Source organism: Nocardia wallacei, assembly GCF_029869545.1.
GTDB classification, from domain to species: Bacteria; Actinomycetota; Actinomycetes; order Mycobacteriales; family Mycobacteriaceae; genus Nocardia; species Nocardia wallacei_A.
Genome location: NZ_JARWQD010000312.1, coordinates 23,233 through 35,701, shown reverse-complemented (window position 1 = coordinate 35,701; position 12,469 = coordinate 23,233). Strand labels below are relative to the sequence as shown.

Below are 12,469 nucleotides of genomic sequence, written 5' to 3'. Positions count from 1 at the left end.
AACGACTGGTCCGGCGAATGCAAGGGGTGCGCGGTGCCGGTGGGTCGGCTAACGAGTCCGCGGGGCCTGGGTCGCGCGTTCGCGGATCGTGTCGAGCCGTACCTCGAGCCCGTCCAGGATGCGGTCCAGCGCGTACCGGCAGTACTCGCGCCGGACGGCCGCGGTCTCGGCCGCATCGCCTTCGAATCGCGCGGCCATGCGGCCCATCTGCTCGGCGCCGGGTCCCGCCGCCGGATGCGATTCGAGCAGGGACCGCAGACCGGAGAGGCCGGGCTCGGCGGTGTCGCCCGGCTGCCGGTCGCCGAGGGCGATGAGACCGAGGCAGGTGTTGAACGCCATGGAGTGGGCCGGGGCGGACTCCTCACCCCAGCCCGCCTCTAGCATGAGCCGCATCCCCGTCTCCAGCACCGGAACGAGCTGCTCGGTCTGCGGACCGTTGTGCAGCAGCCAGGTGGCGACGCCGCGGTAGCCGGACAGGTGGTCGATCATGGCCGACAGCACGCTGTACAGCGCTGTCCGCCAATCGGTTTCGTCGATGTCCAGGTCCATCTCGGCATAGATCCGATCGACCACGGCGGCGCGCAGCCGCTCCCGGTCCCCGACGTGGTGGTAGATCACCGACAGCGACGTATCGAGGCGGCCGGTGAGATCACGCATGCTCCAGCCGTCGAGGCCGCGCTCGGCCGTCAGCGCCAGCGCGGCGTCGACGATCACGCCGCGCGACAACCCGGTGTGATAGGCCCGCCGGGAACCTCTGGCCATCGATGACCTCGCCTCTGGAAAATAGAACGTCGATCCAAAGCATAGGCAGCGCGAGGCTCAGCCCGTGGGACCCTTCGCCAGTTCCGCCTTGGCGGTTTGGGTTCGGCCGGTTCGGTCGGTCCAGGTGAGGTCGACGTTGTCGCCGGGGTGGTGCTTGTCCATCGTGGCGATCAGGGCGTTCGCCGAATCGATGCGGTCGCCGTCGATGTCGGTGATCACGCTGCCGGGCGTCAGTCCCAGCTCGTCGGCCGGGCCGCCACGGACGATATTGCGGACCAGCGCACCCTGGCCGCCGGCGTCGCTGACCGTGATGCCGAGGAAGGCGCTCGGGCCGACATGCACCGTGCCCGAGCCGGTTCCGGACCGGATCTGCCCGGCGATCGATACTGCCTTGTTGATCGGGATGGCGAAACCCTCACCGCCACCGGCGCCGAGCCGGAAGCCTTGGGACGCGGCGGTATTGACGCCGATGACCTGACCCGAGTCGTTCACCAGCGGACCGCCGGAATCGCCCGGCTGAATATCGGCGGCCACCTGGATGAGCCCGGTCAGCTGCTCGGAGCTGCCCGAGGATTCGTCGCTTGCGGTGATCGAACGGTCCAGCGCGGTCACCCGGCCGCTCGCCGCCGAGGGGCTGCCGGTGCCGCCGGCGTTGCCCACCCCGACGATCTCGTCGCCGACGGCGACCTTGTCGGAATCGCCGAGCGGTGCGGTCGGCAGATCCGAGGCGCCGGACAGGCGCAGCACGGCCAGATCGTTGGTGCGGTCGTAGCCCAGCACGGTGGCGGGGTAGGTCTCACCGTTGCCGACGCTGGTCACCTGGATCCGGGTGGCGCCCTCGACGACGTGGTTATTGGTCAGGACGTCGCCGTCGGGAGTGAGGACGATCCCGGTGCCCGCGCTGCCGCCGCCCTGCAGGCCGAGTTCGGTGTTCACCGTGACGATGCCCGGCGCGACCCGCTGCGCGGCATCGGTGAGGTCGGCCCGGCTCTTCGAGTCGAACGCCTGCATGACGCCGCCGGACGGTGCGGGCGGCGTGGTCGGCGCGTGCTGGTTCGCGCTCATGCGCGCGGCCACCAGGCCGATGACGACGGCCACGGCCAGCACCAGGGCCGCCACGACGGTGAAGTTCAGCGCGGGCCGCTGCGGCCGCGGCGCCCGGGGGCCTGCGGGCGGCCCGTACGGCCCCTGCCAACCGCCTTGATTCGGATGCAAGGTCATCACGTCCTCGAAATGTCGGTATCCCTGCACCCATTAGGCGCGCGATTCCTGAGAACTCGCTGGGGAGTGGCCGTGGAACTGCCACGTGCCCGACCTCACACCGTGAGGGTGAGCGCCCCGGGTATCGCGTCGAAGCCCTCGCGCACGTGGCGGGTGAGGGCGGCCGTGCTGAGGTTGCCCGGGCCCGAACTCCACGTATCGAGGGCGGAGTGGAACGCCGCGACCGCGATATCGAGGGTCAGGCGGGGGCGCCGGTCGGTGCGGGGGTCGACGGCGAAACGATCGTGCAGGATCGCGAGGGCATCGCGGACGGTCCGATCGCAGAATTGCAGGTTGCTCGCGCCCATCGAGGGGGTCGTCCGTGCCAGTCGGTGACTGCGCGCGGCCCGGTCCGCCCAGCCGTCGGGCGGCATCCGGTCCAGGGTCGCCAGCAGACCGTCCTGCAGGGTGCGCAGTAGCGGCTGCGAACCGGGCTCGCGGGTTGCGAGGTCCGCGAGGAAGGCGGCCCACATATCCCGCAGCGGCGCCATCGCGACATCTTCCTTGCTGGTGAAGTTGCGGAAGAACGTGCGTTTGGAGATATCGACCGCGTCGCAGAGCTCATCGAGCGTGACGGTGTCGAAACCGCGCTCGGTGAACAGCTCGAGGGCGGTGTCGACCAGTGCCTGCCGGGTGCGTTGCTTCTTGCGCTCCCGCAGCGGCAGCCGGTCGATCTCAGCGTCAGCCATGTCGCCAGGATAACGCCCCTTAGCGGCTAGAGCCACTTGACAGCAATTGCCACTCAGTGGCACATTGGCGGTGATGTGGGATTTCCGGCATCACAGAATCCCCTTGCGTTCGAAAGGCGTTGTGGCATGCGCGCATTGGTTGTCGACCATTCCGTTCCCTCCGGGTTGCGCCTCGGTGAGGTCGCCGAGCCGGAGCCCGCTCCGCACGAGGCGGTGATCCGGGTGACGGCGACCTCGCTCAACAACGGCGAGGTCCAGTTCGTGCTCGCCGCGGCGCCCGACGGCGCGGTGCTGGGCTGGGATGCGGCCGGGATCGTGGAGCGGGCGGCCGCGGACGGTTCCGGTCCGCCGGTGGGCACCCCGGTCGTCACGCTCGCGCCCGACGGAGCCTGGGCCGAACTGCGGGCCGTCGACACGGATCTGATCGGCACTATCCCGCACGGTGCGGATCCGGCGGCGATCAGCACGGTTCCGGTCGCCGGGACGAGTGCGCTGCGGGCCCTGCATCGGCTCGGGCCCATCCTGGGGCGGCGGGTGCTGATCACCGGGGCGACCGGCGGCACCGGTCGCTACGCGGTCCAGCTCGCCCGCCTCGGTGGCGCGCATGTCATCGCGGCGACCGGGGATCCGGCCACCCATGCCCCGAGTCTGCGCGCGCTCGGCGCGGCCGAGGTGATCGCCGATCCGTCGGGCCTGCGCGATCCGGTCGACGGCGTGATCGATCTGGTTGGCGGTTCCCAACTCGTCGATGCCTACCAGCGGCTGTCCGAGGGCGGCACGGTGGTGGCGATCGGGCACGCCGCCGGTGCGGACGAGACGTTTCCCTTCGGGGCCTTCTTCGGTGACCAGGGTCGCCACGACCGATCGATCACGACGTTCTACCTGATGGCGTGCCCGAACCTGGGCCCGGACCTGCGCTGGCTGGCCGAACGGGTCGCGACCGGGCAGCTCGATCCGAATATCGCCTGGCGCGGGGACTGGACGCGGTTCGGCGAGGCGGCCGAGGCGTTGCTGTCGCGGCGCCTGCACGGCAAAGCGGTGCTCGAGATCTGACGAATGTGTGACGGGCCGGTTGTCGTGCCTGTTCGGCGGGTCGGAGGGCGGGGAGGCGGACGTACGCTCACGGTATGACCGGATCGGGACTGCGCGCGGCCTGCGGGATCGTGGCCGCCGGGCTGACGCTGGGCGTGGCGGAGCTGGTGGCGGTGCCGGTCGGCGCGGGAAGCGCACCCCTGGCGGCGATCGGTTCCACCGTGGTGGACCGCACGCCGGACCGGGTGCGGGAATGGGCGATCGACACCTTCGGCACCAACGACAAGCTGGTGCTGTTCGTCTGCATGGGGGTTGTCGCGGCGGCGGTGGCGGCGCTGGCGGGGCGCATCGAGCGCACGGATCGTCCGTTCGGCTCCGCGGTGCTGGCCGTGTTCGGTCTGGTGGCCGCATTCGTCGCGGCGAACCGGCCGGGAGCGTCGTGGACCTGGGCGTTGCCGTCGCTGGTGGGCGTCGTGCTCGGAATCATGGTGCTGCGCTGGTCGATTCGACGCTGCGAGCAGGTGGCACCGGGGCGGGACGGCGTACCGGCCCGGCCTCGGGCCGCGCCCGGTGTGGGAGGGCGCCCGCGCGACGATGTGGTCGCGGCCCCGGGCGCCTCGCGCGCGACATCGGCGGGCCACGCGGCATCCGGCACACGGGATAGCGCCGACGGCCCTGCCGCTTCCGATGTTTCGGCCGGGGCGCTGGACCGGCGGCAGGCCGTGCGAGGCATTGTCGGTGTCGGAATTCTCGCCGCCGCAACGGGTTTGGCGGGGCGGCTGCTCGGTGCGCGGGTGCACAGCGTGTCCTCGGAGCGGGCGGCGGTGCAGCTGCCGCTGCCGAATGTTGCTGCGCCACCGATCGATCCGGCCGCCGATCTCCGAATTCCCGGTCTCACACCGTATCTGACCAGCAACGCCGACTTCTACCGGATCGATACCGCGCTGGTGGTGCCGCAGGTCAGCACCGACACCTGGTCGCTGCGCATCCACGGCATGGTGGAGCGCGAAATCCGGCTCGGCTACGCCGATCTCATGCGGCGCCCGGCGGTCGAGCGGCTGGTGACGCTGGCGTGCGTCTCCAATCCCATCGGCGGGGATCTGATCGGCAACGCGCGCTGGCTCGGCTACCGGCTCGACGAACTGCTCGCCGAGGCCCGCCCGCATCCGGATGCCGATATGGTGCTGTCCCGCAGCGTCGATGGGTTCACCGCGGGCAGCCCGCTCGCTACGTTCATCGACGGCCGCGATGCCCTGCTGGCCGTCGGCATGAACGGTGAGCCGCTGCCCGTCGCGCACGGCTATCCCGCCCGGCTGGTCGTGCCCGGCCTGTACGGCTACGTGTCGGCCACGAAATGGGTGACCGAGCTGGAGATCACGAGATTCGACCGCGCCCAGGCCTATTGGACCAAGCGCGGCTGGTCGGCACACGGCCCGATCAAGACCGGCACCCGCATCGACACCCCGCGTTCGGGCGCCCGGGTGAGCGGCGGCCGCGTCGTCGTGGCGGGTGTGGCCTGGGCCCAGCATCGCGGCATCCGGGCCGTCGAGGTCCAAATCGACGACGGCCCTTGGGAATCCGCCCGCCTGGCCGCCGAACCCACGATCGACACCTGGCGCCAGTGGTCCTACGACTGGGCCGCCACCCCGGGCCCCCACACCCTGCGCGCCCGCTCCACCGATGCCACCGGCCGGACCCAGACCTCGGAGGTCCGGGATGTCATCCCCGACGGTGCCACGGGATATCCGACGGTCTCGGTCCGCGTTGGCTGATCAGTGTCCGATGTCGACCGGGACCTTGGCGTCGGCCTCCGCGCCGGTCGACTTGGACTTGCCGCTCACGAACAGGGCCGAGGCGACGACGCCGATCAGGAGGATGGCGGCGGGCAGGATCATCGACTGGCCCAGGGCGCTGCTGAACTTGTCGACGATGGCCTCCGGAAGCTTGCCCATGGTGGTGCCGCCGCCCTCGGAGACATTGGCCCCGCCCAGGCCCTGCGCGGACATGCGGGCGGAGATCAGCGCGCTGATGGCGGCACTGCCGAGCACCGATCCGACCTGCCGGGTGGTGTTGTACACGCCCGCGCCGGCACCGGCCTGGGAGACCGGCAGGTTGCGGGTGGCCGTGGAGGCCAGCGGTGCCCAGATGCACGAGTTGGACAGACCGGCGATCGCCGCGATCACCAGGAACAGCGGAATGGAACCGTCGGGCTTCATCAGCACCGAGAAGCCGAACACCGAGGCGGCGAACAGGAAGAAGCCGATGGTCGGGATGATGCGCGGCGGCATCCGGTCGGAGATCTTGCCGATGAACGGCGCGGTGAGGCCGGTGACGATCGCCATCGGCGCGAACACCAGCGCCGCCTTGGTCGGCGAGAATTCCCGCACCGCCTCCAGGTAGAAGTACGCGGGCACCATCAGGGCCGTCACCGCGGCGCCCATCGCGGCGATGGCCACGCTGGACAGCGCGAAGTTGCGATCGCGGAACAGGCTCAACGGCACCAGCGGCTCGCCGGTATTGCGGGCCTGATTGACCACGAACAGCCCGAACACCACCAGGCCCGCGATGATCATCGTCCAGATCCACGCGTTCCAGTCGTGCGTATTGCCCTCCTGGATGCCGAACACCAGCAGGAACATGCCGACACCGCTGAGCACCACCCCGACCAGGTCGAACTTGTGCTCGTGCGTCTCCAGTGCGGGCACCAGCCACACGGCGAGCACGAAGGCGACGATGCCGATCGGCACGTTGATGTAGAAGATCCAGTTCCAGCCCTGCCAGTCCACGAGCACGCCGCCGAGGATCGGGCCGACCAGCGTGGCCAGACCCGCCACGCCGCCCCACAGCCCCATCGCCGCGCCGCGCCGGTCCGGCGGGAAGGTGCGGGTGATCACCGCCATGGTCTGCGGTGTCATCAGCGCCGCGCCCAGGCCCTGCACCGCGCGCGCCGCGATCAGCATCTCGACGGTGGTGGACATGGCGCACCACAGCGAGGCGAGGGTGAATACGGCCAGGCCGATCAGGTAGATGTTCTTGGGCCCGAAGCGATCTCCGAGTCGTCCGGTCACCAGCAGCGGCACCGCGTAGGTGAGCAGGTACGCGCTGGTCACCCAGATGACCTTGGTCATGTCGGTGTGCAGGTCGGTCATGATCGCAGGGTTGGCCACCGCGACGATGGTCATATCGAGCAGGATCATGAAGAACCCGACGACCAGCGCGTAGAGCGCCAGCCACGGATTGCGTTGAGTCGTCATGAGATTCCTTTCCGCAGCTCGGCGAGCACGTCGTCGGTGACCGCCGCGCCCCAGCCGTGGCCGATGACGCCGGTCTCCGGAGTGATGCGGATGCCGTCGGGGGTGAACGGTTCCCATTCCAGGGCACCGGATTCCAGTTCGGAGGTGATGCGGCGCAGCCAGGTGACCTCGGCGTCGACCTGGCCGCGCAGGTACTCGAGGACCATCCAGTACCGCCGGGCGACCTTGTGCGTGGTCAGCCAGTCGTGCAGGGCGTCCAGTTCGGTGATGTCGTCGTCGAGCCAGCCGATGCGCTCGCGCAGCAGCGCGATCACCTCCTCGCGGGGCAGATTGTGCGCCTCGGACAGGGCCAGCGGGAAGATCGGATATTCGCGGAGGGGGCGGCGGATGAGGTCGGATATTCGAGTGCGCAAGGCGGTGGTGCCGGATTCGGTGATCCGGTACGTCGTGCGCTCGGGGCGATTGCCCGCGCGGTCGGTCCCCTCGGCGTAGACCAGTTCCTGCTCGGCCAGCCGCGTCACCGTGTGATAGAGGGAGCCGGGGCGGATCTTGAGCAAATAGTCCTCCCGGCGCTGCAACAGCAGCTGATACATCTCGTACGGATGCATCGGGCGTTCTTCCAGCAGCGCGAGCACCGCCAGCGCCAGCGGCGTCAGCGTCGCACCCGGCTGCTTCGTCATCGTCGTTCTCCCTCCGCGTCGAAATACTCCACGCCGAATATACGGTGCGGAATCTTTGCTGAACAAGGGCGGATGAGCGGAGTCACAGTGCCGCCGATGGGCTACAAATGGCGCAGATACTGCTGCGGCGAATCGAGGAAGGCGCGCCAGTTGCGCACCATGTCGAGCCGATCCCACTCGCGGTACTCGATGCCGTCCTCGGTGAGTTCTAGGATCTCCGCGTCCGGGCAGGCGGCGAGCAGGGGGGAGTGGGTTGCCATGATCACCTGCGAGCCCTCGGCGGCCAGGTCGATCAGGACGCCGACCAGCGCCAGGCAGGACTGGAACGACAGCGCGGCCTCGGGCTCATCGAGCAGCCAAAGCCCTTGCCCCACAGGGCGTTCGGCGACATAGCGCAGGAAAGACTGGCCGTGGGAGAGGTTGTTCCACACCTGATCGGTGTCGCGCACGCGCGTGGCGTCGACGGTCTCGAAGAGATTCAGCATGGCTTCGGCGCGCAGGAAACCGCCGTTCGTCGGCCGCGGGTACACGCCGTCGCAGCGCAGGTGGTATTTCAGATCGCTGTCGCCGGATGTGCGGCCCGGAGCCCACATGTGGTCCTCCGCCCGGTGCATCCCGGCCTGCCAGCTCCCGGCGATCGCCTCCACCAGCGTCGACTTCCCGACCCCGTTCTCCCCGACAATCACCGTCACCGGCTTCTCGAAAGTCAGCCCGTCCGAACATATTTCGGCGATGACCGGCACGTCCAGATACCACGACGCCGGGTCGAACCGCTCCGATGGAGCGAATTCGACCCGGCGCAGTAGCAGTGATCCGGTCAACCCTTACGCGGTCGGCGTGAACGCCTCGGCGATGATCTCGGCCTGCTCCACCGCGTGCACCTTGCTCGAACCCGAGGACGGGGCCGACATGGCGCGGCGCGAGATCCGGCGCAGCTTGTTGAACCGCTCCGGCAGGATCTCCGGCAGGTTCAGGCCGAAGAACGGCCAGGCACCCTGGTTCGCCGGTTCCTCCTGCACCCACGCCAGGTCGGTGGCGTTCGGGTAGGTCGCCAGCTTCTCGTTGAGCCGGTACGAGGGAATCGGGTAGAGCTGCTCCACGCGGATGATCGCCACGTCGTCGCGGTTCTTCTTGGCCTTCTCCGCCGCCAGCTCGTAGTAGAGCTTGCCGCTGGTCAGCAGGATCCGCTTCACCTTGCTGCGATCGCCGTCGCCGCTCTCGTAGGTCGGCTCCTCGAACACCGAGCGGAACTTGCTGTCGGTGAAGTCCTCGATATTGGACACCACGGCCTTGTTGCGCAGCATCGACTTCGGGGTGAAGACGATCAGCGGGCGGCGGATGCCGTCGAGCACGTGCCGGCGTAGCAGGTGGAAGTAGTTGGCCGGGGTGGACGGCACCGCCACCGTCATCGACCCCTCCGCGCACAGCTGCAGGAACCGCTCGATGCGGCCGGAGGTGTGGTCGGGACCCTGGCCCTCGTGGCCGTGCGGCAGCAGCAGCACGACGTCGGACAGCTGGCCCCACTTGGCCTCACCGGAGGAGATGAACTCGTCGATGATCGACTGCGCGCCGTTGACGAAGTCGCCGAACTGCGCCTCCCACAGCACCAGCGCGTCCGGATTACCCAGCGAGTAGCCGTATTCGAAGCCGACGGCGGCGAACTCGCTGAGCGCGGAGTCGTGCACCGCGAACCAGCCCGGGTTGGCGCTGCCGATGTTGTGCAGCGGGGTGTACTCGGCGCCGGTCTTGCGGTCGATGACCACCGAATGCCGCTGGGTGAACGTGCCGCGCCGCGAGTCCTGACCGGTCAGGCGCACCGCGCGGCCCTGGTCGATCAGCGTGCCGAAGGCCAGCAGCTCCGCGAACGCCCAGTCGACCTTGCCCTCGTAGGCCATCTCGCGGCGGCGATCCAGCACCGGCTTGACGCGCGGGTGGACGCTGAAGCCCTCGGGCACATCGACGAAGGCGTCGCCGATGCGATGCAGCACCGTCTTGTCCACGGCGGTGACGACCGTCTGCGGGATGGTCTGTTCCTTCTCGACCGATTCGCTCGGCTCCGGCTGGTACTTCTCCAGCTCCCGCACCTCGTTGAAGACCCGCTCGAGCTGGCCCTGGTAGTCGCGCAGGGCGTCCTCGGCCTCCTTCATCGAGATATCGCCGCGGCCGATCAGGGCCTCGGTGTAGGACTTGCGGACGCTGCGCTTGGTGTCGATGACGTCGTACATGTACGGCTGGGTCATCGACGGGTCGTCGCCCTCGTTGTGGCCGCGGCGCCGATAGCAGATCAGGTCGATCACGACGTCCTTGTGGAACCGCTCGCGGTAGTCGGTGGCCAGCCGCGCGACCCAGGTGCACGCCTCCGGATCGTCGCCGTTCACGTGGAAGACCGGGGCGCCGATGAACTTCGCGATATCGGTCGAGTACTCGGTGGAGCGGCTGTTCTCCGGCGCGGTGGTGAAGCCGATCTGGTTGTTCACCACGATGTGGACCGTGCCGCCGACGCGGTAGCCGCGCAGGCCCGACATGTTCAGCGTCTCGGCGACCACGCCCTGACCGGCGAAGGCCGCGTCACCGTGCAGCATCAGCGGCACGACGGAGAAGGTGCGCGCCTCCTCGCCCTTGGTGACCAGGTCCTCCTTGGTGAGCAGGTCCTGCTTGGCGCGGACCAGGCCCTCCAGCACCGGGTCGACGGCCTCGAGGTGCGACGGGTTGGCGGTCAGCGACACCTCGATGTCGTTGTCGCCGAACATCTGGATGTAGGTCCCGTGCGCGCCGAGGTGGTACTTCACGTCGCCCGAGCCGTGCGTGGCGGCCGGGTTCATGTTGCCCTCGAACTCGGTGAAGATCTGCGAGTAGGGCTTGCCGACGATATTGGCCAGCACGTTCAGGCGGCCGCGGTGCGGCATGCCGATGACGACCTCGTCCAGGCCGTGCTCGGCGCACTGGTCGATGACGGCGTCCATCATCGGGATGACCGATTCGGCACCCTCCAGCGAGAAGCGCTTCTGGCCGACGTACTTGGTCTGCAGGAAGGTCTCGAAGGCCTCCGACGCGTTGAGGCGGCTCAGGATGTACTTCTGCTGCGCGACGGTGGGACGCGCGTGCTTCTGCTCGACCCGCTCCTGGATCCACGCCAGCTGCTCGGGGTCGAGGATGTGGGTGTACTCCACGCCGATGTGGCGGCAGTACGCGTCGCGCAGCAGCGACAGCACGTCGCGCAGCTTCATCCGCTCCTGGCCGTGGAAACCGGCGACGTTGAACTCGCGGTCCAGGTCCCACAGCGTCAGGCCGTGCTGGGTGACGTCGAGATCGGGGTGGCTGCGGAACTTGTCCTTCACCAGCCGCAGCGGGTCGGTGTCGGCCATCAGGTGGCCGCGGTTGCGGTAGGCGGCGATGAGCTCCTGCACGCGGACGCTCTTGTCGACGCCGCGCTCCTTGATGTCCTTGCGCCAGCGCACGGGCTCGTAGGGCACGCCCATGCCGTGGAAGATCTCGTCGTAGAACTCGTCGGAGATCAGCAGCTGGTGGATGGTGCGCAGGAAGTCGCCGGACTCCGCGCCCTGGATGATGCGATGGTCGTAGGTGGAGGTCAGCGTCATCAGCTTGCCGATGCCGATCTCGGCCAGCTGCTGGTCGCTCATGCCCTGGAACTCGGCCGGGTACTCCATGGCGCCCGCGCCGATGATCGCGCCCTGACCGGCCATCAGCCGGGGCACCGAGTGGTTGGTGCCGATGGTGCCCGGGTTGGTCAGCGAGATGGTGACGCCGGAGAAGTCCTCGGCGCCCAGCTTGCCGTCGCGGGCGCGGCGGACGATGTCCTCGTAGGCGGTGTGGAACTGCGCGAACGTCATGGTCTCGCAGTTCTTGATGGCCGCGACGACCAGGGTGCGGTTGCCGTTCTTCCCGGGGAGGTCGATGGCCAGGCCCAGGTTGGTGTGCGCGGGGGTGACCGCGTTCGGCTTGCCGTCGACCTCCGCGAAGTGCCGGTTCATATTCGGGAACGACTTGACCGCCTGCACGATCGCGTAGCCCAGCAGGTGGGTGAACGAGATCTTGCCGCCTCGCGTGCGGGCCAGGTGGTTGTTGATGACCAGGCGGTTGTCGATCATCAGCTTCGCCGGGATGGCGCGCACGCTGGTGGCGGTCGGGATGGTCAGCGACGCCGACATGTTCTTGACGATGGCGGCGGCCGGGCCGCGCAGCACCTTCGCCTCGTCCGCGGTCTCGGCGGTCTTCGGGGCGCCGGTGGTCGGCGCGGCGTTGGAGGCCGGGGCCGGAGTGGTCTGGGGGGCGCGCGCCTGCGGCGGGGCGGCGGCGGCCGAGGCGGCCGAGTTCACCTTGGGGGCCGGGGGCGTGGCGGCCTGGGCCGCGGGCGCGGCGGCGGGTGCGGGGGCGGCGGCGGGCGCCTGTGCGGGGGCGGGAGTGTTCGTCGGTGCGGCGGCGGCCGGAGTAGCGTCAACACCCGCCCGGCCCGAGCTGTTGGTCTCGCCCGTCGATTCCGGTGTGTAGTCGGCCAGGAACTCGTGCCAGCTCTCGTCGACCGACGACGGGTCTTGCTTGTACTTCTGGTACATCTCGTCGACTAGCCACTGGTTCTGTCCGAACTGGGATGTTGAGCTGCTCACAGCAGGTGTTCGCCTCATTTCGTTCTTTGCGCTGCGACGTTTGTGACGTGCTCGGCACGGGTAATCGGCGTGTTGCGTGCCGATGCGCCCTTTCTGAGGATAGGCGCAGGCCCGGCACAGCGCCCCATGGCGGTCTCCGCGGGTTTCTTCGGATTGCGCAAAGCTTT

General features: G+C 69.0%; 9 protein-coding genes. 2 read left to right on the top strand and 7 right to left on the bottom strand.

The genetic code is table 11. The annotated features are described in order from the left end of the window. Positions 1 to 48: 48 nt before the first annotated feature. The 3 genes from QH290_RS28195 to QH290_RS28185 all read right to left on the bottom strand — a co-directional run bounded on the left by QH290_RS28195 (position 49) and on the right by QH290_RS28185 (position 2,711). On the bottom strand, positions 49 to 762 hold the full coding sequence (locus tag QH290_RS28195) for a TetR/AcrR family transcriptional regulator (protein WP_280263557.1): 714 nt from the start codon (positions 760 to 762) through the stop codon (positions 49 to 51). A 57-nt stretch (positions 763 to 819) separates the two neighbouring features. After that, entirely contained in the window at positions 820 to 1,827 is a 1,008-nt protein-coding gene (locus QH290_RS28190) for a S1C family serine protease (RefSeq protein ID WP_425303658.1), read from the bottom strand. Between the two features lie 251 nt (positions 1,828 to 2,078). Further along, entirely contained in the window at positions 2,079 to 2,711 is a 633-nt protein-coding gene (locus QH290_RS28185) for a TetR/AcrR family transcriptional regulator (RefSeq protein ID WP_280386192.1), read from the bottom strand. A 126-nt stretch (positions 2,712 to 2,837) separates the two neighbouring features. Here QH290_RS28185 and QH290_RS28180 point away from each other — a divergent pair, with 126 nt between their 5' ends. Beyond that, positions 2,838 to 3,764 carry a zinc-binding dehydrogenase gene (locus QH290_RS28180; RefSeq protein ID WP_280263552.1) on the top strand — a complete coding sequence of 309 codons (927 nt, stop codon included), beginning with the start codon at positions 2,838 to 2,840 and terminating at the stop codon, positions 3,762 to 3,764. Between the two features lie 74 nt (positions 3,765 to 3,838). Further along, complete coding sequence (locus QH290_RS28175) at positions 3,839 to 5,515, top strand: molybdopterin-dependent oxidoreductase (RefSeq protein ID WP_280386190.1); 1,677 nt, start codon at positions 3,839 to 3,841, stop codon at positions 5,513 to 5,515. Here the strand turns inward: QH290_RS28175 and QH290_RS28170 are convergent, their stop codons facing one another. The 4 genes from QH290_RS28170 to QH290_RS28155 all read right to left on the bottom strand — a co-directional run bounded on the left by QH290_RS28170 (position 5,516) and on the right by QH290_RS28155 (position 12,320). Then, on the bottom strand, positions 5,516 to 6,997 hold the full coding sequence (locus QH290_RS28170) for a DHA2 family efflux MFS transporter permease subunit (RefSeq protein ID WP_280263550.1): 1,482 nt from the start codon (positions 6,995 to 6,997) through the stop codon (positions 5,516 to 5,518). It lies immediately after the preceding gene. After that, a complete protein-coding gene (locus tag QH290_RS28165) occupies positions 6,994 to 7,677 on the bottom strand; it encodes a PadR family transcriptional regulator (RefSeq protein ID WP_280263547.1) in 684 nt (227 codons plus the stop codon). The genes QH290_RS28170 and QH290_RS28165 overlap by 4 nt, the downstream gene beginning before the upstream one ends. Positions 7,678 to 7,778: 101 nt before the next feature. Further along, on the bottom strand, positions 7,779 to 8,486 hold the full coding sequence (locus tag QH290_RS28160) for an AAA family ATPase (RefSeq protein WP_425303657.1): 708 nt from the start codon (positions 8,484 to 8,486) through the stop codon (positions 7,779 to 7,781). Between the two features lie 15 nt (positions 8,487 to 8,501). Beyond that, positions 8,502 to 12,320, bottom strand: a complete 3,819-nt coding sequence (locus tag QH290_RS28155) for a multifunctional oxoglutarate decarboxylase/oxoglutarate dehydrogenase thiamine pyrophosphate-binding subunit/dihydrolipoyllysine-residue succinyltransferase subunit (protein ID WP_280386188.1) — start codon at positions 12,318 to 12,320, stop codon at positions 8,502 to 8,504. Positions 12,321 to 12,469: the final 149 nt, after the last annotated feature.